Annotated in this window: 25 protein-coding genes; 15 read left to right on the plus strand and 10 right to left on the minus strand. The window is 54.4% G+C overall.

Annotation, left to right across the window (positions count from 1 at the left end; all coding sequences use genetic code 11):
• Nucleotides 1-232: 232 nt before the first annotated feature.
• Nucleotides 233-2,029, plus strand: coding sequence for a nitrate/nitrite two-component system sensor histidine kinase NarX (narX, locus tag MUU51_RS04065; RefSeq protein WP_258967161.1), 1,797 nt, complete (start codon nt 233-235; stop codon nt 2,027-2,029).
• Nucleotides 2,022-2,672 carry a two-component system response regulator NarL gene (narL, locus tag MUU51_RS04070; protein WP_159767569.1) on the plus strand — a complete coding sequence of 217 codons (651 nt, stop codon included), beginning with the start codon at nt 2,022-2,024 and terminating at the stop codon, nt 2,670-2,672. The genes narX and narL overlap by 8 nt, the downstream gene beginning before the upstream one ends.
• On the opposite strand, the gene MUU51_RS04075 is transcribed toward narL, so the two are convergent.
• Nucleotides 2,669-4,063 (minus strand): YchO/YchP family invasin, encoded by a 1,395-nt coding sequence (locus tag MUU51_RS04075; RefSeq protein ID WP_258967162.1) that lies wholly within the window; start codon nt 4,061-4,063, stop codon nt 2,669-2,671. The two genes, narL and MUU51_RS04075, sit on opposite strands and share 4 nt — an antisense overlap.
• Nucleotides 4,064-4,229: 166 nt before the next feature.
• Between MUU51_RS04075 and MUU51_RS04080 the strand changes: the two genes are divergently transcribed.
• From MUU51_RS04080 to MUU51_RS04090, 3 genes are all read left to right on the plus strand, one after another.
• A complete protein-coding gene (locus tag MUU51_RS04080; protein WP_258967163.1) occupies nt 4,230-4,781 on the plus strand; it encodes a YbhB/YbcL family Raf kinase inhibitor-like protein in 552 nt (183 codons plus the stop codon).
• 93 nt (nt 4,782-4,874) lie between these two features.
• Entirely contained in the window at nt 4,875-5,225 is a 351-nt protein-coding gene (locus tag MUU51_RS04085; protein WP_159767565.1) for a DsrE/DsrF/TusD sulfur relay family protein, read from the plus strand.
• Between the two features lie 271 nt (nt 5,226-5,496).
• Nucleotides 5,497-5,742 (plus strand): DUF1883 domain-containing protein, encoded by a 246-nt coding sequence (locus tag MUU51_RS04090; protein WP_159767563.1) that lies wholly within the window; start codon nt 5,497-5,499, stop codon nt 5,740-5,742.
• A gap of 78 nt (nt 5,743-5,820) precedes the next feature.
• Here MUU51_RS04090 and MUU51_RS04095 read toward each other — a convergent pair whose 3' ends face one another.
• Nucleotides 5,821-6,501: a gamma-glutamylcyclotransferase gene (locus tag MUU51_RS04095; RefSeq protein WP_258967164.1), complete on the minus strand. Its 681-nt coding sequence runs from the start codon at nt 6,499-6,501 to the stop codon at nt 5,821-5,823.
• A 176-nt stretch (nt 6,502-6,677) separates the two neighbouring features.
• Nucleotides 6,678-6,908, minus strand: coding sequence for a putative cation transport regulator ChaB (chaB, locus tag MUU51_RS04100; protein WP_159767559.1), 231 nt, complete (start codon nt 6,906-6,908; stop codon nt 6,678-6,680).
• A gap of 266 nt (nt 6,909-7,174) precedes the next feature.
• On the opposite strand from chaB, the gene chaA reads away from it, so the two are divergent.
• Nucleotides 7,175-8,275, plus strand: coding sequence for a sodium-potassium/proton antiporter ChaA (gene chaA / locus MUU51_RS04105; RefSeq protein ID WP_159767557.1), 1,101 nt, complete (start codon nt 7,175-7,177; stop codon nt 8,273-8,275).
• A 143-nt stretch (nt 8,276-8,418) separates the two neighbouring features.
• On the opposite strand, the gene kdsA is transcribed toward chaA, so the two are convergent.
• From kdsA to hemA, 5 genes are all read right to left on the minus strand, one after another.
• Entirely contained in the window at nt 8,419-9,273 is an 855-nt protein-coding gene (gene kdsA / locus MUU51_RS04110; protein ID WP_159767555.1) for a 3-deoxy-8-phosphooctulonate synthase, read from the minus strand.
• Nucleotides 9,274-9,312: 39 nt separating this feature from the next.
• On the minus strand, nt 9,313-10,122 hold the full coding sequence (sirB1, locus tag MUU51_RS04115) for an invasion regulator SirB1 (RefSeq protein ID WP_110508662.1): 810 nt from the start codon (nt 10,120-10,122) through the stop codon (nt 9,313-9,315).
• A 78-nt stretch (nt 10,123-10,200) separates the two neighbouring features.
• Entirely contained in the window at nt 10,201-11,037 is an 837-nt protein-coding gene (prmC, locus tag MUU51_RS04120; RefSeq protein WP_258967165.1) for a peptide chain release factor N(5)-glutamine methyltransferase, read from the minus strand.
• Nucleotides 11,037-12,119, minus strand: a complete 1,083-nt coding sequence (gene prfA, locus MUU51_RS04125; RefSeq protein WP_159767553.1) for a peptide chain release factor 1 — start codon at nt 12,117-12,119, stop codon at nt 11,037-11,039. The genes prmC and prfA overlap by 1 nt, the downstream gene beginning before the upstream one ends.
• 45 nt (nt 12,120-12,164) lie before the next feature.
• Complete coding sequence (hemA, locus tag MUU51_RS04130) at nt 12,165-13,421, minus strand: glutamyl-tRNA reductase (protein WP_159767550.1); 1,257 nt, start codon at nt 13,419-13,421, stop codon at nt 12,165-12,167.
• Between the two features lie 194 nt (nt 13,422-13,615).
• Here hemA and lolB point away from each other — a divergent pair, with 194 nt between their 5' ends.
• From lolB to MUU51_RS04155, 5 genes are all read left to right on the plus strand, one after another.
• The gene (gene lolB, locus MUU51_RS04135; RefSeq protein WP_258967166.1) at nt 13,616-14,233 is read left to right on the plus strand and encodes a lipoprotein insertase outer membrane protein LolB; all 618 of its coding nucleotides are present in this window, start codon (nt 13,616-13,618) and stop codon (nt 14,231-14,233) included.
• Nucleotides 14,230-15,090: a 4-(cytidine 5'-diphospho)-2-C-methyl-D-erythritol kinase gene (gene ispE / locus MUU51_RS04140; RefSeq protein WP_159767544.1), complete on the plus strand. Its 861-nt coding sequence runs from the start codon at nt 14,230-14,232 to the stop codon at nt 15,088-15,090. The genes lolB and ispE overlap by 4 nt, the downstream gene beginning before the upstream one ends.
• A 134-nt stretch (nt 15,091-15,224) precedes the next feature.
• Complete coding sequence (gene prs / locus MUU51_RS04145) at nt 15,225-16,172, plus strand: ribose-phosphate diphosphokinase (protein WP_110508800.1); 948 nt, start codon at nt 15,225-15,227, stop codon at nt 16,170-16,172.
• Between the two features lie 122 nt (nt 16,173-16,294).
• On the plus strand, nt 16,295-17,998 hold the full coding sequence (gene dauA / locus MUU51_RS04150) for a C4-dicarboxylic acid transporter DauA (RefSeq protein ID WP_258967167.1): 1,704 nt from the start codon (nt 16,295-16,297) through the stop codon (nt 17,996-17,998).
• Between the two features lie 8 nt (nt 17,999-18,006).
• On the plus strand, nt 18,007-18,531 hold the full coding sequence (locus MUU51_RS04155) for a GNAT family N-acetyltransferase (RefSeq protein ID WP_159767535.1): 525 nt from the start codon (nt 18,007-18,009) through the stop codon (nt 18,529-18,531).
• Nucleotides 18,532-18,585: 54 nt separating this feature from the next.
• On the opposite strand, the gene ychH is transcribed toward MUU51_RS04155, so the two are convergent.
• Nucleotides 18,586-18,861, minus strand: a complete 276-nt coding sequence (gene ychH / locus MUU51_RS04160) for a stress-induced protein YchH (RefSeq protein ID WP_110508676.1) — start codon at nt 18,859-18,861, stop codon at nt 18,586-18,588.
• 271 nt (nt 18,862-19,132) lie between these two features.
• Here ychH and pth point away from each other — a divergent pair, with 271 nt between their 5' ends.
• The 3 genes from pth (at nt 19,133) to MUU51_RS04175 (ending at nt 21,564) form a co-directional block, all read left to right on the plus strand.
• The gene (gene pth, locus MUU51_RS04165) at nt 19,133-19,717 is read left to right on the plus strand and encodes an aminoacyl-tRNA hydrolase (RefSeq protein WP_110508678.1); all 585 of its coding nucleotides are present in this window, start codon (nt 19,133-19,135) and stop codon (nt 19,715-19,717) included.
• A gap of 115 nt (nt 19,718-19,832) precedes the next feature.
• Complete coding sequence (gene ychF, locus MUU51_RS04170; RefSeq protein WP_159767532.1) at nt 19,833-20,924, plus strand: redox-regulated ATPase YchF; 1,092 nt, start codon at nt 19,833-19,835, stop codon at nt 20,922-20,924.
• Nucleotides 20,925-21,081: 157 nt separating this feature from the next.
• Complete coding sequence (locus MUU51_RS04175; protein WP_159767529.1) at nt 21,082-21,564, plus strand: glutathione peroxidase; 483 nt, start codon at nt 21,082-21,084, stop codon at nt 21,562-21,564.
• Between the two features lie 78 nt (nt 21,565-21,642).
• On the opposite strand, the gene MUU51_RS04180 is transcribed toward MUU51_RS04175, so the two are convergent.
• Entirely contained in the window at nt 21,643-22,536 is an 894-nt protein-coding gene (locus MUU51_RS04180) for a LysR family transcriptional regulator (protein WP_258967168.1), read from the minus strand.
• Nucleotides 22,537-22,830: 294 nt separating this feature from the next.
• On the opposite strand from MUU51_RS04180, the gene MUU51_RS04185 reads away from it, so the two are divergent.
• On the plus strand, nt 22,831-24,018 hold the full coding sequence (locus tag MUU51_RS04185; RefSeq protein WP_258967169.1) for an MFS transporter: 1,188 nt from the start codon (nt 22,831-22,833) through the stop codon (nt 24,016-24,018).
• The last annotated feature ends 35 nt before the right edge of the window (nt 24,019-24,053 follow it).

Consider the following 24,053-nt stretch of genomic DNA (forward strand, 5'->3'; position numbering starts at 1 on the left):
AGAGAACATATTTTTGGGCGAAAAACGGGCATCACCCTTAGGGGGTAGACCTTAACACGCAAAAAACTGTGGTTTTTCACGTTGCTCAGGCAGAGATTACCCCTTTACACCCTTCCTCTGCCACCCCTGGCAATTAGGGGGTAATCCTTTTTGAGTATATGTATACTCCAGTTGATATCCCAGAATAAGCCGCACTCCCGGATTGCATCCCAGGTCAGGAGCCAAACTGTCGATGTTTAAACGTCTTTTTACCCCGCTTACGCTGGTCAATCAACTGGCGCTTATTGTTTTGCTGTCCACCGCTATCGGTGTGACGGGCATGGCAATTTCTGCACGCCTGGTCCACGGTGTCCAGGGCAGCGCGCATGCTATCAACAAAGCGGGCTCCCTGCGAATGCAGAGTTACCGCCTGCTGGCAGCGATTCCGCTGAACGCCAACGATCAGACATTGCTCGACGAAATGAATCAGACCGTGAGCAGCCCGGAACTGATTGAATCCGCGCGCCGTGACGGTCAGCGTCAACAGCTCGAAGCCCTGCAACAGTACTGGAAATCAGAGCTTGCGCCTAACCTGAAACAAGCGACCCGTCAGGAACAAGTTTCCGGTGAGGTCGCGGCCTTTGTGAACCGCATCGACAAGCTGGTTACCGCGTTTGACCATACCACCGAAAAGCGCATTCAACACGTGGTGTGGGTACACAGCATGATGGCGCTGTGCATGGCACTGCTATTCCTGTTTACCATCGTCTGGCTGCGTGCACGGCTGCTGCATCCGTGGGAACAACTGTTGAGCATGGCGCGGGCGGTGAGCCAGCGTGATTTTAGCAAACGCGCCAAAATTAGCGGTCGTAATGAAATGGCAACGCTAGGCATGGCGCTGAACAACATGTCGAAAGAGCTGGCTGAAAGCTACGCCGTGCTGGAACAGCGCGTGCAGGAAAAGACCGCCAATCTCGAACAAAAGAACGAAATTCTCGCCTTCCTCTGGCAGGCCAACCGGCGTCTGCATTCCCAGGCGCCGCTGTGTGAACGTATTTCCCCGGTGCTGAATGGTCTGCAAGGTTTGACCCTGCTGCGCGATATCGAAGTGCGGGTTTACGATATGGAAGACGAGGAAAACCATCAGGAGTTCAGCTGTCATTCTGAGCCCGACTGCGACGACAAAGAATGTTACCTCTGTCCGCGTAATCTCCCGGATTTGCCCGGCGGCGGCACAACGCTGAAATGGCGGATGACCGATGCGCATAATCAGTACGGTATTCTGCTGGCAACGCTGCCTGCAGGCCGCCATTTAAGCCACGATCAACAGCAACTGGTAGATACCCTGGTTGAACAATTGACCGCCACCCTGGCCCTCGACCGCCAGCAAGAGCGCCAGCATCAGCTGATTGTCATGGAAGAGCGCGCCACCATCGCCCGCGAACTGCATGATTCCATCGCCCAGTCGCTGTCGTGCCTGAAGATGCAGGTCAGCTGTCTGCAAATGCAGGGCGAAAAACTGCCGGAAGACAGCCGGGTTCTGCTGAGCCAGATGCGCAACGAGCTGAATACCTCATGGGTGCAACTGCGCGAGCTTCTGACGACCTTCCGACTACAATTAACCGAACCGGGGCTGCGTCCTGCACTGGAAGCGAGTTGTGCTGAATACAGCGCCCGCTTCGGCTTTACCGTGCAACTGGACTATCAGCTCCCCCCGCGTTTTGTTCCTTCGCATCAGGCTATCCATGCATTACAGATTGCCCGTGAAGCGTTGAGCAATGCGCTTAAACATTCTGAAGCGACGGAAGTCACCGTGACGGTTACCCAAAACGACAATCAGGTTCGTCTCACCGTGGCCGACAACGGCCTCGGCGTTCCGGACCACGCCGAACGGAATAACCACTACGGCTTAATCATCATGCGCGATCGGGCGCAGAGTCTGCGTGGCGATTGCCAGGTCAGACGCCGTGATACCGGTGGCACTGAAGTTGTCGTCTCTTTCATTCCCGAAAAATCGCTTCCACAACCGCAAGGACTTATTCATGAGTAATCAGGAACACGCCACTATCCTGTTAATTGACGACCATCCAATGCTGCGCACCGGCGTCAGACAGCTTATCAGCATGGCCCCTGACCTTTTGGTGGTGGGCGAAGCCAGCAATGGCGAACAGGGCATCGAACTCGCAGAATCTCTCGACCCGGATCTGGTACTGCTCGATTTGAACATGCCGGGCATGAATGGTCTGGAAACCCTCGACAAGCTGCGCGAAAAATCCCTCTCCGGACGCGTGGTGGTGTTCAGCGTATCCAACCACGAAGAAGACGTGGTGACGGCGCTTAAACGCGGCGCGGATGGCTATCTGCTGAAAGATATGGAGCCGGAAGATTTGTTGAAGGCGCTGCATCAGGCCGCCGCCGGGGAAATGGTATTAAGCGAAGCGCTGACGCCAGTGCTGGCTGCCAGCCTGCGAGCGAATCGTGCAACGTCCGACCGCGATATTAATCAGCTGACGCCGCGCGAGCGCGACATTCTGAAGCTGATTGCCCAAGGTCTACCGAACAAAATGATTGCCCGTCGACTCGATATCACTGAGAGCACAGTGAAGGTTCATGTGAAGCACATGCTGAAAAAGATGAAGCTCAAATCCCGCGTCGAAGCGGCGGTATGGGTCCATCAGGAACGTATTTTTTAAGGCATCAACAGCGAATCTGACGACGCCGCCGGGAAGGTTACCAGCGGTTCAGTCAGCGCCAGCGTAATCTCATTGGATGAGACACGCTGCCCCTTCTCATCTTCAACCACCACCGACAGATGCCAGCGGTTCTTCGCGCCGTCGCTGTAATTCCACGCCGGCATAATGACGGTCCAGCCATCAGGGCTATTGTGATTCACCGGCGGCGTCAGGCTCAGTGCCTGTGAATCGCCCTGCCAGGTTAATGACTTAATCGTATACCGCCCGCGCACCTGCAACTTCAACGACACGGTCTCGCCGGGCTGCAAATCCCACGGCGGCGTGGCGAGGAAAACGGACAGCGTTTTACGCTGGCGATATTCGACCACCGGCAAATTGCTGCGTTCCGGGCTGTCGTACCGGCTGCCGCGCAGCGAGGTAAACGCCGCCACCTCGCTGGACTCGAGCTGTTTCTTCAGCGGGACGCCGAAACGGTAGTTGAGCTTCATACCCAAATTATTCTGGCTGACGCCGCTTTCCCCCTGCTTATGCGCGGCGGAAATCGTCACCAGCGGCACCGGGGTGTAAGCCAGCCCAAGCGAAACCGCCATCGGATTGTGATACCCGGTGCCGGTATGGAACAAGTCGACGCTGTCACCAAAATAGCGTTCAAAGCTAACGCTGGTATTAATGAAACGGTAGAACGGCAGTCGCGCCTGGGCAGTGAGATCGTAACCGCGCGCCATTCGACTTTCGACCGTATCACTGTCATCACGCCAGCCGTTAAAAGGTTGATAAAAATTGGCCGACAGCCGTAAATACTCGCCCCAGGCTTCAGCCCCTAAACCGCCACGTTGCAGGCTTTCACTCATCAGGCTGTCGTAAAAGGCGTTATATCCGAGCAGCCAGTCACCCGCCACCCAGCGCTGCCCAAGCCCGAGATTGCTCACCAGCCCGTCGTCCTGCTGCGTTAAGCCAACCTGGCTCCAGGTCAGATAGCGATCGTTGTCTTCCAGCGGCACAAACCAGTTGCCGTGGCTGCCGGTAAACTTGCCCTCGCTGTTCACTAACAGCTCCGCCGTGGCGTTCCCCCACGGAGAAAGCCAGTAGTCGAGCTGCTGATTCACTTCGGAATTGAGCTGATGGCTGAGTTTTTCGATGGCAAAAAGCCGCGCCTGATCGCCGGTATCCAGCCCGTTGTCCTGCATGCTGGCTTCACCAAATGCCTTCATCATTTCCGCGAGGTGTTTTTCACTTTCGTGATTATCCGGGGCAATACCCAGATTGGGCAGGTTATCGATGCTTTCATCAAACGGGTGTTCGGCCTGATCGACAAAGGTCTGGCGGGCACCTGCGGCACCTCCTGCCAGGGGCAAGAGTAACAACAACAGCAGACGTGGACGTGACGGCAAATACCTCAAAACGCAGCGGGATCCCTCAATAAATCAATATCGTGCCGGACGGCACGTCTTGTTATTTTAACGGTTTTACTCCTCTCTTTCAGCTTTAGCGCAAATTTCAGGAAGATCCTTAAGCATCGGCTACAGTTAAACCACCATTCCTGCGTGAGAAGCCCTCATGAAAACTCTCCCCCGCGCCATCGTCTGCGCGGCACTGTTCGGCAGTATCGGCAACGTCTGCGCGGAGGGGCTGTTCATCGTTCAGTCGCCGGCTTTTGCGGATAACGCCATGCTCGATAGCCAATACGCAGGTAATGATTCGAAAAATGCTAACTGCACCGGAAAAAACAGCTCGCCGCCGCTGGTGTGGAGCAATATTCCGCCGCAGACGCAGAGTCTGGCGCTGGTTGTTCACGATCCGGAAGGCAACAAAGGGCTCGGCGTTACACATCTGGTGGCCTACAACATTTCGCCTGCGGCCACCGGTTTTGGCCCGGATGCACTGCGCGATGCGAAAGGCTTTACCGGTGGCAAAAATACGCCGGGCACCGCCAGCTGGTACGGACCATGTCCGCCGCCCGGCTCTGGCGCGCATCATTACACCTTCACGCTGATTGCGACCGACCTGCCGCCCACTTTACCTGCGGGTCTAACCCGCGAGGCGCTGTTTGAAAAACTCAAAGGGCATCAGCTGGCCGCCGCCGGGCTGATTGGGCGTTTCGGGCAGTAACGTTGCGCCAGGTCATCTCGCTGGCGTTAACCGATTGGCAGGCAGTAATCGTCGCAGTAGCATCAGAGGACTAATCCTCTTTCAGGAGTGAACATGCAACGTATTGTTATTATTGCCAACGGCGCGGCCTACGGCAGCGAATCCCTGTTCAATAGCCTGCGTCTGGCGATTGCACTGCGCGAACAGCAGCCGGTTGAGTTGAAAGTGTTCCTGATGTCTGACGCCGTCACCGCCGGGCTGCGTGGGCAAAAGCCCGCCGAGGGCTACAACATTCAGCAAATGCTGGAAATTCTGACCGCGCAGGATGTGCCGGTAAAATTGTGCAAAACCTGCACCGACGGACGCGGAATTACCCTGCTGCCGCTCGCCGATGGCGTTGAAATCGGCACCCTGGTTGAACTGGCGCAATGGACGCTCGACGCGGACAAAGTATTAACTTTTTGAGTCAAAAAGCGCGTCAATGGATTATTTTGCTGCTATCGCAGGCCTTTTCCACATTTAATTTTATACTGATGGGTATTGGAACCATAAACGACGCATAAGCTGAATGGTTTCAGGCATATTGTCATTTTCGTTTAATCGTTGCAGCATTTTTTGATCAAAATCAGCATCGGTAGCCTCTTCCTTTGGTGTTATGCCATGAGTGAATTGTGAACAACATCACACAGGAATTCTCATGCACGGAATGCGCGGGCTGATAGTGACGGGGTAAATAATGGCGATGGTGAAAGCGAGTTTGACGTTATTTGGTGGGGATACGGTGGTTGTGCGCTGTTCGGAGCGCTGCCATATTCATTTAATGAGTGCCAAACAGCAGGCGCATGATATTCAGGCAGATATTTTGAGCGTGCAAAATCGGGAAGATGCCTATTTAGCGGTGCCTTATAGCGGCACCTGGAATGTGTTGATTGACAGTCACAGCCAGTCGCTGGAGCATTCGATCAGTTACGTGCCTGCGTGATTTCTTGTCCGGCGGCGCTACGCTTGCACGGGCCTACGATTTTGTAGGTCTGGCAAACGGAGCACCGCCGGGCATTTTTCACGCTGAGCGCGGCAGGTTTTCCCCATTGAGCAGATGGCGGACCTTCCCGACCAGCTCATTCAGACACTCATCCTGCATCCCAAGCTTCACCAGTTCCTGCTCGAGCGAGAAAAGATACTGTGCGTTAGTACCGAGCGGCCCGCTGGCGGCGGCGATTAACGGTGCAATCACCTTCACGCTGGTATCGGATTCATAGAGTGGATGACGCGGGTCCATGATGAACACCAGCGCGTTAACCGTACGACCATCGTCAAGTTCCAGCTTGCACCAGGTCGGCAGATAGCAACCGGTTATCATCTCGCGCTTCCACAGCAGCGACAATTCTTCATCCAGCGCACACTCCCGCAGGCGATAGGCCACGCCGGTGGTGCGTCCGCCCTCTTTTAGTGCAAGCATGCGCCCGGGCTGACAGGCGCTACCGCGTCCTGCCGTCAGGCGTAAACAGAAGGCACGGTGCCAGCCAACGAGCGTGCCAGTGCAGGATTCACTGTAATCCAGCGCCGGGTTCCACATCAGCGAACCGTAACCAAAGATCCATACCGGGCCACCATCAGGTCGGCAGGCAAGCGTCGCGGCCAGTGAGGCTGCGCGTTGTTCCGGCGACCAGAGTAGCGATTCCTCGATTGCACCAAACGCCGTTTTGCAATCGGCCTTCAGCAAGAAATCACGTGTTAACACTTTATACCTCCACCACTGCACACTTCCCTGCAACCCCATTCCCTTCTGATTTGCTGAAATATTATCCAGCTTCCTCAGACAATATGCAATGAACGGGCCGCTTGCAACCCAACCGGAGTTCAATAAAGTGCAAATAAACGATTCGTGATTAACCTCACTTAAATAAGGCCTTCAATTTATTTCTTTTTATGCCACTTATCGTCGTCGCCCTTTTGATAATCATTCTTTACCGCTGCCCACGCGACCTTATGCGCCGTCTCTTCCCGGCTGGCATCATCCCGTCGGTCTTCTTTGTGCTTATACTGATCCCATGCGCTATTGAACGCTTCTTTATAAATATCTTGCGCATGCGCAGGCAAAACATGTTGAACGCTGTCGGGTAAATCGCGAGTGCTTTTATAAGGCATAAAACCTCCAGGTTTCACAGGAACTGTAAGTGTGGCTCACCCAGTGGACAGGCGCAAACATTGCTGAAAAGTGGATAATTGATGGAGCCAACACCCTGTTATTTAACATATAAAACAAACATAATCACAGAATAACACCCACTTAGATGATTTATCCTCAATCGGGTAAATTTCAGTAAAAATTCACCGTAAGGTTTCTTAAGTCTGTTATTTTATTGTCTTTAGTTATCTATAATTATAAAAACTTCGCAAAATGGAGATGGTTAATGACACAAGCACATGAGGCGGTTAAGACCCGCCACAAGGAGACGACCCTTATTTTCCCGGTCGTGGCGCTGGCGATACTGGTTTTCTTTGGCCATAACCAGTCTCTGCCAGTGGTTATTGGGATTAATATCCTGGCGCTAATCGGTATTTTAAGCAGCGCATTTAGCGTTGTTCGTCATGCAGACGTGTTAGCTCATCGTCTCGGTGAACCCTTTGGCTCATTAATTTTAAGCCTTTCAGTGGTTATTCTTGAAGTAAGCCTGATTTCCGCATTAATGGCGACCGGCGATGCCGCGCCGACTTTGATGCGCGATACGCTGTATTCGATAATCATGATTGTCACCGGTGGACTGGTTGGTTTCTCACTGCTGCTCGGCGGACGTAAGTTTGCCACCCAGTACGTGAATTTATTCGGCATTAAACAGTACCTGATTGCCCTGTTCCCGCTGGCGATTATCGTGATGGTATTCCCGATGGCGCTGAAGGGAGCGAATTTCTCCTCCGGCCAGGCGCTGCTGGTTGCGTTAATTTCCGCCGCCATGTACGGCGTATTCTTGCTTATTCAGACCAAAACGCACCAGAGCCTGTTCGTGTATGAGCATGAAGATGAGCCCGACGATGAAGATCCGCATCATGGTAAGCCGTCCGCACACAGCAGTCTGTGGCACGCGGTGTGGCTGATCGTACATCTGGTTGCGGTGATTGCGGTGACCAAGATGAATGCCATTCCTCTGGAGACGCTACTGAGCAGTATGAATGCCCCTGTGGCGTTTACTGGCTTCCTGATTGCGCTATTGATCCTCTCACCTGAAGGTCTGGGTGCCCTGAAAGCAGTGCTGAACAATCAGGTTCAGCGGGCAATGAACCTGTTCTTCGGTTCAGTGCTGGCGACCATTTCCCTGACGGTGCCGGTGGTGACGCTGATTGCCTTTGCGACGGGGAATGATCTGCACTTCGCGCTCGGCGCGCCGGAGATGATTGTGATGGTGTCATCGCTGGTTCTGTGCCAGATTTCATTCTCGACCGGGCGTACCAATGTGCTGAACGGCGCAGCGCATCTGGCATTGTTTGTGGCGTATTTGATGACGATATTTGCGTGATTTGTGCGGCCTGATGCCCGGCGGCGCTGATGCTTGCCGGGCCTACATATTTTGCTCTGTACCGGGCACAAAAGTTCAGGCATCAAATAACACCCATAAAAAAACCCGCCGCGGCGGGTTTTTGTTTTTAACGAGCGAACAGATTAGTTGCTGGTATCCAGCGGCTCGAAGTTCTTCACCAGATCGTCAATCGCTTTGATCTGTTTCAGGAACGGTTCCAGCTTAGCCAGCGGTAGTGCAGACGGACCGTCGCATTTCGCGTTTTCCGGGTCCGGGTGCGCTTCAATGAACAGGCCAGCCAGACCGGTTGCCATACCGGCACGTGCCAGTTCAGTAACCTGGCCACGACGACCGCTGGAGGCGGCGCCAAACGGGTCGCGGCATTGTAACGCGTGGGTCACGTCGAAAATCACCGGGGAGTTACCGGAAACGGCTTTCATCACGCTGAAGCCCAGCATGTCAACAATCAGGTTGTCGTAGCCGAACTGGGTGCCACGGTCGCACAGAATCACTTTGTCGTTGCCGCCTTCTGCGAATTTATCAACGATATTACCCATCTGACCAGGGCTGACGAACTGTGGTTTTTTAACGTTGATGACCGCACCGGTTTTCGCCATCGCTTCCACCAGATCAGTCTGACGAGCGAGGAACGCAGGCAGCTGAATAACATCAACCACTTCGGCAACTGGCTGCGCCTGGGCGGCTTCGTGTACGTCGGTAATCAGTTTCACGCCGAACGTCTGCTTCAGCTCCTGGAAAATCTTCATCCCTTCTTCGAGGCCCGGGCCACGGTAGGATTTTATGGATGAGCGGTTGGCTTTATCAAAAGAGGCTTTGAACACGTATGGGATACCCAGTTTCTGGGTCACGGTCACGTAGTGCTCACAAATGCGCATTGCGAGGTCACGGGACTCCAGCACGTTCATGCCGCCGAACAGCACGAACGGCAGGTCGTTTGCGACGTTGATATCGCCAATGCTAACCACTTTTTCTTTCATAGGATCGCCTTATCAGGGGTTAATCGGATTCTTTCCGGATTAATGCAAGGTAATGTGTTTGCTCGCGATATTGTTGATCTGGGCGCGAATAATTTCGCTGATCGGATCTTCCGGGCACTGCTCTACGAAATAGCTTAAATCACTGAGCGCGACATGTTCGCACTCCAGCTGGGCGTAGATCAGGCCGCGATCGCGGATTTCATAGGGGTCTTCTGGATTAAACTGCAGCAGCGCTTCGCTGACGCGCAAGGCCAGCTCCATCTGCCGCTCTTCCATCAGGGCAGATTTCAGGGTATCGAGCAGTTTACGGATAACCTCTGCGTTTTCTGCTTCATCCAGGTCTTCATTAAACAGTTCAGCTACCGGGCTGATATTGCCTTTCAGCCACACCTCGAGGGTATGCTCATCGAGGGTATCGCCGGTAAACGGGTTAATCAGCCACATTTCACCGGTTTCAACATCCGCGCGCAGCAGCAGCTGCGTCGGGAAAATCACCGGCATCATTGGGATTGAGAGTTGGCGCGCGACCCACAGCATGATGGCGCCGAGCGACACCGCGCTACCTTCACGGTTTTTCAGCACGGTATCGAGCCACAGTGCATCAGAAAGGCGATAAATGCCGTGCGCGGAGCTGAAGCCCCACTCACCGTAGAACAACTCAATCAGGCGTTCCACCTGGCGGGTTTCAGTCCACGATGGGCTAATCTCTTCGCGTGCCAGGCTCACCAGTTGCTCCAGCTCGTCTATCACATACTGGGCCTGAAAATCGTCGCGGATCAGTTCAGTGATGAGGATCATGCCGTCGCACAAAGGTGCTTTGTTAAATTCAAAATCTGCTAATGACCTCATGACCTACCCCAACTGCGGGTTACCGAATGGCAACCTGATGACTTCAAAATGATGCTAATAATAACGCTAAACGTGCTTTCAGTCAGCATTGCGTCTCCCGACGGTTAAGCGCTCGTTGCCGCCATAGTCACGACAGGTTTCCACCTCGTCATAACCGGCCTGAATATAAAGCTCTCTTACCGCGGTGCCCTGTTTCCAGCCGTGCTCCAGCAACATCCAGCCGCCGGGCAGCAGAAAGCGCCGCCCTTCGCGAATGATATGGGCCAAATCAGCCAGCCCTTCATCGGCGGCGACCAATGCACTGAGTGGCTCGAAGCGTACATCGCCTTCGACCAGGTGCGGGTCCTGCTCATCGATGTAAGGCGGGTTGCTGACAATCATGCCAAACGTTTTACCTTCCAGCGCGCTGAACCAGTTGCTGTGGGCAATCGTGATGTTGCTGATAGCCAGACTCGTGACGTTACGCGTGGCAAGCGCAACCGCATCGGCGACAAAATCAACGGCAGTCACCCGGCAATCCGGGCGTTCACTCGCTAGCGCCAGCGCAATAGCCCCGGTGCCGGTGCCTAAATCGAGAATATCGCAAGACGATTCGGGCAAACGGCCCAGCGCCTGTTCGACCAGACACTCAGTGTCCGGACGCGGGATCAGCGTCGCAGAGTTGACTTCCAGCGGCAACGACCAGAACTCGCGCATCCCAACCAAATGCGCCACCGGCTCGCCGTTAACCCGGCGGTTAAGCAGCGTCTCAAGTTGAGCGCCCTCTTCCGTCGTTAATATCGTTTCGTCGAAGGCCAGAATATAGGTGCGCGATTTACCTGTGACGTGGCCGAGTAAAATCTCAGCGTCACGGCGCGGGCTTTCGCTGTTCACGAGGCGCTCAATCGCCTGAGTCAGCCACTGCTTAAAACTCATCATTCCTGATCGGACAACGCCGCCAGCTGATCGGCCTGGTATTCCTGCACGATCGGTTCAATGAGCATATCGAGTTTGCCTTCCATGGTTTCATCCAGACGGTACAGCGTCAGGTTGATACGGTGGTCGGTCACGCGGCCCTGCGGGAAGTTGTAGGTACGGTTACGGTCGCTGCGATCGCCGCTACCCAACAGGTTACGGCGGGTGGACGCTTCTGCCTGCTGGCGTTTTGCGATTTCAGCGGCACGAATACGCGCCCCCAGCACAGAAAGCGCTTTGGCTTTGTTTTTATGCTGCGAACGTTCGTCCTGACACTCCACCACAATACCGGTCGGCAAGTGGGTAATACGGATCGCGGAATCGGTGGTGTTTACGTGCTGACCACCCGCGCCCGAGGAGCGGAAGGTATCAATACGCAAATCGGCCGGGCTAATGTCCGGCATTTCGGCTTCCGGCAATTCTGGCATCACCGCGACGGTGCACGCGGAGGTATGAATACGCCCCTGCGATTCCGTGGCCGGAACGCGCTGTACGCGGTGGCCGCCGGATTCAAATTTCAGACGACCATAAACGCCGTCGCCGCTGACTTTGGCGATCACTTCTTTGAAGCCACCATGCTCACCTTCGTTGGCGCTCATGATTTCCACGCGCCAACGACGCGCTTCGGCATAACGGCTGTACATGCGGAACAGGTCGCCGGCAAACAGCGCCGCTTCATCCCCGCCGGTACCAGCGCGGACTTCGACAAATGCGCTGCGCTCATCGTCCGGGTCTTTCGGTAACAACAGAACCTGAAGCTCCTGCTCCAGTTGTTCACTTTTGGTTTTCGCTTCCTGCAACTCTTCCTGCGCCATTTCGCGCATTTCAGGGTCGTCGAGCATCATCTGTGCGGTTTCAATGTCTTCCTGGACTTGCTGCCAGTCGGTAAAACATTTCGCGACATCGCTGAGCTGCGCATATTCCCGCGACAGCGCGCGGAAACGGTCCTGATCGGCGATGGTTCCGGCATCACCCAGCAGCGCCTGGACTTCTTCATGGCGCTCATGCAGCGCTTGCAGTTTGGCAACAATAGACGGCTTCATAGGCGTGTAAAATTCACCCTGTAATTAAAATTTGAGAGAGCAGCGCTATTCCAGCCCGAGGCTGTCGCGCAGAATATTCAGGCGTTCATCATCCCCGTCACGGGCAGCCTGTTGAAGTGATTTGGTTGGAGTGTGGATCAGGCGATTGGTTAATTTACGCGCCAGATCCTGCATGATGGCTTCGGCATCGCCACCTTGCTGCAGCGCAGCCAATGCGCGGGCGGTGAGTTCATCACGCACCTGGGAGGCCTGCGAGCGGTAATCACGAATAGTCTCGCTGACGCTTTGCGCGCGCAGCCAGGCCATAAATTCACTGGTTTCCTGCTCGACTATCGTTTCAGCCTGCTGCGCGGCGGCCTGGCGCTGCGCCATGTTGTGCTGAATGATGTTTTGCAGGTCGTCGACGCTGTAAAGATAGGCGTTGGCGAGTTTGCTGACCTCTGGCTCAACGTCGCGCGGGACGGCGATATCCACCAGCAACATCGGCTGGTTGCGCCGCGCTTTCAACGCACGTTCCACCATGCCTTTGCCGATGATCGGCAGCGGGCTGGCGGTGGAGCTGATAATAATGTCAGCCTCTTTCAGGCGTTCGTCGACGTCGCTCAGCGCAATCACTTCCGCCCCAACCTCATCGGCCAGCACCTGCGCACGTTCTCGCGTCCGATTGGCAATCAACATCTTTTTGACGCGATGTTCACGCAAATGACGGGCAACCAGTTCGATAGTCTCCCCGGCGCCGACCAGTAACACGGTGACAGACGACAGAGATTCAAAAATTTGGCGGGCCAGTGTACAGGCCGCGAAGGCGACGGAAACAGCGCTGGTGCCGATGTCGGTTTCGGTGCGCACGCGTTTGGCTACAGAGAAGGATTTCTGGAACATGCGTTCCAGTTCACTGACGTGTAGATGCCCACGACTGGAATCGGCAAAGGCTTTTTTCACCTGGCCGAGGATTTGCGGTTCACCGAGGATCAGCGAATCCAGCCCGCTGGCAACGCGCATCAGATGGCTGACCGCGTCGTTATCCTGATGCCAGTAAAGGCTGTTGCGCAGGTCTTCTTCGTTGAGCTGGTGATAATCACACAGCCAGCGAATCAGCGATTCCTGCAAATTACCTTCTTCTTCAACGCTGAGATACAGCTCGGTGCGGTTACACGTCGACAGCACCACGCCGCCCTGCACCATCGGCTGGGACAGAAGACTTTCCAGCGCCTTGTCGAGCGTATCTGGCGAAAACGTAACACGTTCTCGCAGCGCGACCGGAGCGGTTTTGTGGTTGATGCCAAGTGCCAGGAGCGTCATGAATGCAGGAGTAGTACCAGCGTTGATAAGGTTAGTCTGAGCGCATCATACAGGATGCGCAAGGTCAATAAAAGGGAGAGCCTCCTTTCGGAGTAATCGGTAATTTTGTGATTTGAGACAACTTGAACGTAGACGCTGGAAGAAGGCGGCGCTAGCATTGACGGTTATAACTGCAACGTATATCAAGGATTTTTATGAACCTGACCCGTGTATTACGCCTGATGCCCCTGGCGGCGCTGGTATTAACCGCCTGCTCCATCAACGCACCGAAGGGTCCAGGCAAAAGCCCGGATTCGCCGCAGTGGCAACAACATCAGCAGCAAGTCCGCCAGTTAAGCCAGTACCAGACCCGTGGCGCGTTCGCGTTCCTGTCCGACTCTCAAAAAGTCTATGCCCGCTTCTTCTGGCAGCAGACCGGCAAAGATAACTATCGCCTGCTGCTGACTAACCCGCTCGGCAGCACTGAGCTGTCACTCACCGCAGCGCCGGGCAGCGTGACGTTGATTGATAACAAAGGTCAATCCTACACCTCTACCGACGCCGAAGAGATGATTGGCAAGCTGACCGGAATGCCTATTCCGCTGAACAGCCTGCGCCAGTGGATCCTCGGCCTGCCGGGCGATGCGACCGACTACAAACTCGATGACCAGTATCGCCTGAGTGAAGTGAACTACACTGAAAACGGTAAGAACTGGAAAGTGGTGTACAGCGGATATGACAGCAAAACCCAGCCGTCACTGCCGTCCAACATGGAGCTGACCGAAGGCAGCGAGCGCATCAAACTGAAAATGGACAGCTGGATAGTTAAATGAGTACCCGTTGGCCTTCTCCGGCAAAACTGAATCTTTTTCTCTATATTACCGGCCAGCGCGCCGATGGGTATCACACGTTGCAGACGCTGTTTCAGTTCCTTGATTACGGCGACACGATAACCATCGACGTACGTTACGACGGCGAGCTACGGTTGCTCACCCCCGTAGACGGCGTGCCGAATGATGAGAATCTGATTATTCGCGCAGCCCGGATGCTGATGCGCGCGGCCGCGGAAAGCGGTCGCCTGCCTGAAGGCGCGGGTGCGGACATCAGTATCGACAAACGTTTGCCGATGGGCGGCGGTCTCGGCGGCGGCTCATCGAATGCCGCCACCGTGTTAGTGGCGCTGAACCATTTATGGGGCTGTGGGCTGTCAGTGGATGAACTGGCGACGATGGGCCTGGCCCTTGGCGCTGATGTGCCGGTATTTGTTCGCGGACATGCCGCCTTCGCCGAAGGGGTTGGCGAAGTGCTGACGCCGGTCACGGTGCCGGAAAAATGGTACCTGGTCGCACACCCTGGCGTGAGCATTCCGACGCCAGTTATTTTTAGCGATCCCGAATTGCCCAGAAATTCACCGCACAGGTCAATTGAAACGTTACTAAAATGTGAATTCAGCAACGATTGCGAGGTTATCGCAAGAAAACGTTTTCGTAAGGTTGATGCCGCGCTTTCCTGGCTGTTAGAATACGCCCCGTCGCGCCTGACTGGCACAGGGGCCTGTGTGTTTGCTGAATTTGACACCGAATCCGCCGCCCGCCAGGTGCTTGAGCAAGCCCCGGAATGGTTGCAGGGCTTTATTGCCCGCGGTGTGAACATCTCGCCGTTAATGCTGACTTTCGAAGGGGCAGACTGAGTTTCGGTGACAACGTCACCCCGTTCCAGACGTTGCATCGTGCTCATTAATACACCGCCTGGATGAAATGCGCCTGGCCCGCACAGTTTTTGGCTCATTCATCCACCACTGGACGCATGCCTGAGGTTCTTCTCGTGCCTGATATGAAGCTTTTTGCTGGTAACGCTACCCCGGAACTAGCACAACGTATTGCCAACCGCCTGTACACTTCTCTTGGTGACGCCGCCGTAGGTCGTTTTAGCGACGGTGAAGTCAGCGTACAAATTAACGAAAACGTACGCGGTGGTGATATTTTCATCATCCAGTCCACTTGTGCCCCAACCAATGACAACCTGATGGAATTGGTTGTAATGGTCGATGCCCTGCGCCGTGCTTCCGCAGGTCGTATCACCGCCGTTATCCCTTACTTTGGTTATGCCCGCCAGGATCGTCGCGTACGTTCCGCTCGTGTGCCAATCACTGCCAAAGTTGTCGCGGACTTCCTGTCCAGCGTCGGCGTTGACCGCGTTCTGACCGTAGACCTGCATGCTGAACAGATTCAGGGCTTCTTCGATGTTCCGGTAGACAACGTATTCGGCAGTCCAATCCTGTTGGAAGATATGCTGCAGCTGAAACTGGAAAATCCAATCGTGGTTTCTCCGGACATCGGCGGCGTAGTACGTGCACGTGCTATCGCTAAACTGCTGAACGACACCGACATGGCTATCATCGACAAACGTCGTCCACGCGCTAACGTTTCACAGGTGATGCATATCATCGGTGATGTTGCTGGCCGTGACTGCGTACTCGTTGATGACATGATCGACACCGGTGGCACTCTGTGCAAAGCCGCCGAAGCGCTGAAAGAACGTGGTGCGAAGCGCGTATTTGCTTACGCAACTCACCCGATCTTCTCTGGCAATGCGGCAAGTAACCTGCGCGGCTCCGTCATCGACGAAGTGATTGTCTGCGATACCATCCCGCTGTCGGATGAAATCAAAGCGCTGCCAAACGTTCGTACCCTGACCCTGTCAGGAATGCTGGCCGAAGCGATTCGTCGTATCAGCAACGAAGAATCTATCTCTGCCATGTTCGAGCATTAATCGAGCCCGGTACAAAAACCCGCTCCGGCGGGTTTTTTTGTTTTAATCAACTATTTGTATGACTAATGCCTCCTTCATTTGTTCTCCTCTGACAAATGATGCGCTCATGGATGAAGACCACTGTGAACAAAGCCACACTCGCAGATATCTTGCCGTTTCGCGCCCTTATCGACGCCTGCTGGAAAGAAAAATACACCGTTAACCGATTTACCCGCGATCTGGTAGCCGGGATAACCGTCGGTATTATTGCTATTCCGCTGGCAATGGCGCTGGCGATTGGCAGCGGCGTTGCGCCGCAGTACGGCCTTTATACGTCGGCGGTCGCCGGGATAATTATTGCCCTGACTGGCGGTTCTCGTTTCAGCGTCTCCGGCCCGACGGCCGCATTTGTGGTGATCCTCTACCCGGTGTCCCAACAGTTCGGCCTCGCGGGATTACTGGTGGCGACGCTACTTTCCGGCGTCTTCCTGGTGCTGTTCGGCCTCGCCCGTTTTGGCCGCCTGATTGAATATATTCCGATCTCGGTGACGCTTGGCTTTACCTCCGGGATTGGCATCACCATCGCCACCATGCAGATAAAAGATTTCTTCGGCCTGTCGTTAACGCATATGCCGGAACATTACTGGCAGAAAGTGGGCGCGCTGGTGATGGCCCTGCCGACGCTAAACCCGGGCGATGCCGCCATTGGCGTGGTGACGCTGGCTATTCTGATTTTCTGGCCACGTCTGGGCATTCGATTACCGGGGCATTTACCGGCGCTGCTGGCAGGCTGCGCGGTAATGGGTATCGTGAATATGCTGGGTGGACACGTAGCGACCATCGGCTCGCAGTTCCACTATGTTCTGGGCGACGGTACGCAAGGCAACGGGATCCCGCAGCTTTTGCCGCAGCTGGTGCTGCCGTGGAAGATGCCCGATTCCGACTTCACCCTGAGCTGGGATTCTCTGCAGGCGCTGCTGCCCGCCGCGTTTTCGATGGCGATGCTCGGGGCGATTGAATCCCTGCTCTGCGCAGTCGTGTTGGACGGTATGACCGGCACCCGCCACAAGGCCAATAATGAGCTGATCGGTCAGGGCCTCGGCAACATGATTGCGCCATTCTTTGGCGGCATCACCGCCACCGCCGCCATTGCCCGTTCTGCCGCCAACGTTCGCGCTGGGGCCACCTCGCCAATGGCGGCGGTCATCCACGCGGTACTGGTGATCATGGCGCTGCTGGTGCTGGCACCGCTGCTTTCCTGGCTTCCGCTTTCCGCAATGGCCGCCCTGCTGCTGATGGTGGCGTGGAACATGAGCGAAGCGCACAAAGTCGTTTATTTGCTGCGCCGGGCACCTGGTGATGACATCGTGGTGATGCTGATTTGTATGTCACTTACGGTGCTGTTTGATATGGTGATCGCTATCAGCGTCGGCATCGTGCTGGCATCTTTGTTATTCATGCGCCGGATTGCCAGAATGACGCACCTTGCGCCAGTGAATGTTACCGTGCCGGATGACGTGCTGGTGATTCGGGTGATCGGTCCTCTGTTTTTCGCCGCCGCCGAAAGCGTGTTCACAGACCTTGAATCGCGAATTGATGGTAAGCGCATTGTGGTCTTAAAGTGGGACGCCGTGCCGGTCCTGGATGCAGGCGGCCTGGAAGCGTTCCAGCGCTTTGTCAGTAAACTGCCGGAAGGATGTGAATTGCGGGTCTCGAATCTTGAGTTTCAGCCGCTGCGCACCCTGGCCCGCGCAGGCGTCAAGCCGATCCCCGGCCGACTGGCGTTCTACCCGGACCGCGATGCGGCACTGGCGGACCAACGCGATAATCAAATGACCAACCAATAAGGAAGACAATGCTCACTCACGCCCCGCGTCTGGAAACGGAACGGCTAGTTTTACGCCATTTTACCGTTGATGATTTTGACGACCTGGCGGCCTTCTGGGCCGATCCGCAGGTGGTGAAATTTATTGGCGGGGAACCGCAAAGTGCGGAGGTCAGCTGGAGCCGATTACTGCGCTATATCGGCCACTGGCAGGTGCTGGGCTACGGTTACTGGGCGGCGTTTGAGAAACAAAGCGGGCGCTATATCGGTTCGTTTGGTTTGCAGGAAGCGAAGCGTAATCTTACTCCGGCGCTGGACTGCCCTGAAGCAGGTTGGGCGCTTATCCCGGCGGTGCACGGCATGGGTTATGCCAAAGAAGCGTTAGAGGCGATGCTGCAATGGGCAGACCGTGAACTCGGCGCACCGCTATGCTGCATTATTGATGAAGAGAATCAGCGTTCCGTGCATCTCGCCGAACGTTTTGGATTTCAGTTCCAGCTTGACGTCATTTATCACGGCAGCCCGGTGCGGATGTTTACGCGCCCTGCGCCCTGAACGCATAAATGAAAACGGCTCTCTCAGGAGCCGTTTTGCTGAAAAATCCAGGTCTTAGCTGTGGCGATGGCTGTCCCGACGACAGCGTTTATCATAGTGGCGCACCCACCAATATCTGTCGCTCACCTGCTCGTGGCCGCTGACGCGAGCCCCCGCCAGCCAAAGGACTGCACCGAGGAAGATGCTGAGCACTGCGCCGTGCGCAAAGTATTGCGGCAGATCAAGTTGCGGAAGCTGGTTTAAAATAGAGTAACCAACTCCAACGACCATGACAGTTAACCCTAAACCCATGAGCACATTACCGAGTCGCGAAGCGTTTCTGCGTTTCATATGTCACCTCCGGAACTTTGGGTTGACAGGGAATATCCCTGGTCCTTGTGTGTAAAGTATAGACAACACTTTTGCCTGTTAGTGCGTATGCGATCACAATTACGAACATGTGGGCAACAAAACTTTACAAATAACAGTCTGAACTATATGAATTTCTAATGGTTCAGCACCGCAACAACTTCCCTCATCCCGTCTGGCTTGCAGAATTTTGTCTCCCGCAGCGATTACAGTACACTACGCGCCAGATATCGACGCACTCAGGAATAAAAACGTGACGATTAAACTGATTGTCGGCCTTGCCAATCCAGGGGCTGAATATGCCGCTACCCGTCATAACGCCGGGGCCTGGTATGTGGATTTACTGGCCGACCGCTGCCGCGCCCCACTGCGCGAAGAAAGTAAATTCTTTGGTTATACCTCGCGCATCAACCTGGCGGGCGAAGATGTACGCCTGCTGGTGCCGACCACCTTCATGAACCTCAGCGGTAAATCCGTTGCCGCGATGGCGACCTTTTTCCGCATCGCGCCGGACGAAATTCTGGTCGCCCATGACGAGCTGGATCTGCCACCCGGCGTGGCGAAGTTCAAACTCGGCGGCGGCCACGGCGGTCATAACGGTCTTAAGGACATCATCAGCAAACTCGGTAATAACCCTAATTTTCACCGTTTACGCGTGGGAATCGGTCATCCGGGCGATAAAAACAAAGTTGTCGGTTTTGTTCTGGGCAAGCCACCGATGTCAGAGCAGAAGCTGATAGACGAAGCGGTTGACGAAGCGGCGCGCTGCACCGAGGTCTGGCTGAAAGACGGGCTGACCAAAGCGACCAACCGCTTACACGCTTTTAAAGCACAATAACACCCGGCAGGCGGCAATTTTGCCCCGCGCCGTGTATAATAGGCGAAGTTGTTTACTTTTCTGCAATCTGTTCAACGTAACAGGTTGATTACCAAAGATTAAGGTGATTTACATCATGGGATTTAAATGCGGTATCGTCGGCCTGCCTAACGTCGGCAAATCCACCCTGTTCAACGCGCTCACCAAAGCCGGTATCGAAGCGGCCAACTTCCCGTTCTGTACCATCGAGCCGAACACCGGTGTCGTGCCGATGCCCGATCCGCGTCTGGATGCACTGGCTGAAATCGTCAAGCCGCAGCGTATTCTGCCGACCACCATGGAATTCGTCGACATCGCCGGTCTGGTGAAAGGCGCGTCCAAAGGCGAAGGCCTGGGAAACCAATTTCTGACCAACATCCGTGAAACCGAAGCTATCGGCCACGTGGTGCGCTGCTTTGAAAACGACAACATCATCCACGTGAATAACAAAGTCGATCCGGCTGATGATATTGATGTTATCAATACCGAGCTGGCACTGTCAGACCTCGATACCTGCGAACGTGCTATCCACCGCGTACAGAAACGCGCGAAAGGCGGCGACAAAGACGCGAAAGCTGAACTGGCCGCACTGGAAAAATGCCTGCCGCAGCTGGAAAACGCCGGTATGCTGCGCGCGCTGGATCTGTCTGAAGAAGATAAAGCCGCCATCAAATACCTGAGCTTCCTGACCCTGAAGCCAACCATGTACATCGCGAACGTCAACGAAGACGGTTTCGAAAACAACCCTTACCTCGACCAGGTGCGTAAAATCGCCGACGCCGAAGGTTCTGTGGTGGTTGCCGTGTGCGCCGCAGTCGAATCCGACATCGCCGAACTGGACGACGCTGACCGTGACGAATTCATGGCGGAGCTGGGCATCGAAGAACCGGGTCTGAACCGCGTTATCCGCGCCGGTTACGAACTGCTTAACCTGCAAACCTACTTCACCGCTGGCGTGAAAGAAGTTCGCGCGTGGACCATCCCTGTCGGCGCTACCGCCCCACAGGCTGCGGGTAAAATCCACACCGACTTCGAAAAAGGCTTCATCCGCGCACAGACTATCGCCTTTGAAGACTTCATCACCTACAAGGGTGAGCAAGGTGCCAAAGAAGCCGGTAAAATGCGCGCAGAAGGCAAAGACTACATCGTTAAAGATGGTGACGTAATGAACTTCCTGTTCAACGTCTAAGCTTTGCTTTGGTCGTGACTCGAGAAATTCCACGCTTCGGCGTGGATTTTTTTATGGGCGTTTTAGAGGGCATGGATGTAAGGTTGAGCACCACCGTCGTGTAAAGCGCTGACTGGCACTATCGACGAAAAACTGATTCTTCTTCGAGGATCCCGACATGACCACCTTTCATCAACTGACTGCCACCAGCCTGCGTGGAGAGTCCGTCTCTATGGCTGACTATGCGGGCACGCTTGTTCTGGTGGTTAATACCGCCAGCCATTGTGGATTTACGCCACAATACGCAGGCCTCGAAGCGCTCTACAAGAAATACGCCTCCCAGGGTCTGGTGGTGCTTGGCTTCCCCTGCAACCAGTTTGGCAAACAGGAACCCGGCGACGCCGACGAAATCGCGCAGACCTGTCACATCAACTACGGTGTAAGCTTCCCGATGTTCGAGAAAGTGGAGGTCAACGGCGCCGGTACACATCCGGTGTTTCGTTACCTGAAAGACGAATTGCCCGGCGTGCTGGGTGGGCGAATCAAATGGAACTTCACAAAGTTCCTGATCGGACGCGACGGCAAACCGCTCAAGCGTTTTGCACCGTTTACCACCCCAGAGAAAATGGAAACCGTCATCCTCGCTGCACTTGAACGCTAAGTATTCATGTAATGCGAACGACCAAAAACGCTGACCTGTGTAGTCATTCAAACAGGCCTGGAAGTCATAATAAAATGATCATGGCAGCGTCAGTTGATCTTTAACCTCATCAAATAAGGCAATTAAATGGTCTGCGACCACTCGGACTCGCCGCGAGGCGGCTAAGTCAGAGTGCATAACCAGCCATAATGTCTGATCCACAGAGATATCTGGATTAACGCAATACAGGCCGTTTTTCCTTGCCATAAAGTGCGGTAAAACACCCAAACCAAGGCCTGCTGAAACAGCTGATAACTGTGTTACGAGAGAGTTTGCTTCCACTCTACATGGCCTGCCGCGAAGTATCCGTGTTACCCATTGTGCAGCAGGCAAGTGCTGGTGAGATTCCGACCAGCCCACATACTGAGCGTTACTTAGAGATAATCCGGCGAGGCCATCATCCAATAAATTCAAATATGCATCGGCGCCGTATAATCCAAACCCTACCGTTCCGAGACGCTTCAATGTCAGATTCCCGCTGTCAGGTTTGACCATGCGTATTGCTAAATCTGCGTCTCTCCGATGCAGATTTACCGACTGCACACCGCTGAGCACCTCCACACGCAGATCGGGATATTTTTCCAGAATATCCTTTAGCGAAGGCAAAATAAAATGGGTGGCCAGATTGTCCGAAGTCGCAAGCCGGACAATTCCGGCAACGTTACCCTGCAATTTTGCCGACTCACCTAAGGCAAGCCCCGCATATTCGAGCGCCTCAGCCCGCTCCAGAAGAGCCTCGCCATCATCCGTTAGTCGATAGCCGTTCTGATGCCTGCTGAACAGAGGTATTCCCAGCGATTTCTCAAAGCGATCCAGCTTTCTTGAGAGGGTAGCAATGCCCATACCCAGGGTTTCTGCGGCGCCACTCAGCGTACCGATGCGGGCGATTGCCAAAAATATCCGCACGTCGTCCCAGTTAAAATCTGCTTTCATGTTTTTCCATTTATGGAAAACGGATCTCCGTTTTCGGGTCTGTTTTATCTTATTTAGCCGGATGATACTGCAGTCCCAAACAAGGAGATAGACATGCAAACGCGCAATCTAGCGACATCCCCCGATGTATCCGCATTCGATCAGAGTTTTATAACGCCCGGCCTGATTATTTGCTCAGAGCAAAAGCGTCAAAGAACGTTACACGCCGAGGAATAAAAGGCGTACGAAGCTGGACCCGGTCCACGAAACATTCTTCACACATTTCTCCCAGTATCTATCAAGAGTATTTATGACATGAACGACACCATTTTACAGGTAAGCTCGGTGCCCGCACGCGCCTGGGTGGCAGTAACAGCGCTCGGGATCAGTGCGTTTACGATTGTGACCAGCGAACTTGCCCCTGTTGGCATGCTGAGCATGTTAGCGAAGGATCTAAATCAGACTGAATCTGGTGCGGGTCTTGTCGTTACCGCTTACGGCTGGGTTGCCGCTTTGGCCGCTTTTCTGTCCGGCACAATGCCAGCACGAATATCCCGTAAGGGTCTGCTGGTTGCACTAATGTTGATTCTGGCTCTCTCCTGTCTTCTCGCGTCGCAGTCTCACACAATGCATGCATTTATGACTGCGCGTATAGCAGGCGCACTGGCACACGGTGCTTTCTGGGCATTAATTGGCACCGTAGCCATACAGCTTGTTCCGACAGGTAAACTCGGATTGGCCACGTCAATCATCTTTGGCGGTGTTTCGGCTGCCAGCGTTTTGGGTGTGCCGCTGTCCAGCTTTATTGCAGACATGGCCGGATGGCGCCATGCGTTTACAGCGATTTCACTGTTGTCATTGGCCACCGCATGCGCTTTATTCTGGACGCTGCCCACACTGGCGGCTCCTCAGCCAATGAGGCCAAGTGTTTACCGTAGCATCATTAAAAATCCAGTGCTCCTCTCTCTGTATGCTGCCACCGCCTGCATTATTTCAGCGCACTTTGCGGCATTTACTTACCTCGAACCCCTGCTGACAAAAACCAGGGGTATCCCGATGGCATCCATGTCTGGCCTGTTGTTGATTTCAGGGCTGTCCGGACTGATGGGGAATATCATTGCCGGCAAGTTGATTGACCGACATATCAAAGTACTGATTTTGACTTCACTGTTCCTCAGTGCTGTTGCGCTTGGGGTGCTTGGTATGAAGAGCTTTGCATCACTTCCTCTGTGGTTCACAGGTATGCTGCTCTCTATATGGGGCGGGAGTATGGCAATTGTATTCGTTGGATTGCAGACATGGCTGCTGCGTAATGCGGGAAATGCGGCACAGCCAGCGTCAGCCATTTACGTTGCAATTTTCAATGCAGCGATTGGCACCGGTGCACTTGCCGGGGGGCAGATATTAGCTGTCATCGGTCTTCAGAGCATGGTCTTGCTGGCTGCGTGTGTCATCATTTGCAGCATAGCCTTTGTATTAAGGCTGAAAAGCCCTGCAAGATAAAGTGAATCCTCACAATTTGTTCCTCTTTTGTAGTT

It is taken from the genome of Scandinavium manionii (assembly GCF_024764775.1).
GTDB classification, from domain to species: domain Bacteria; phylum Pseudomonadota; class Gammaproteobacteria; order Enterobacterales; family Enterobacteriaceae; genus Scandinavium; species Scandinavium manionii.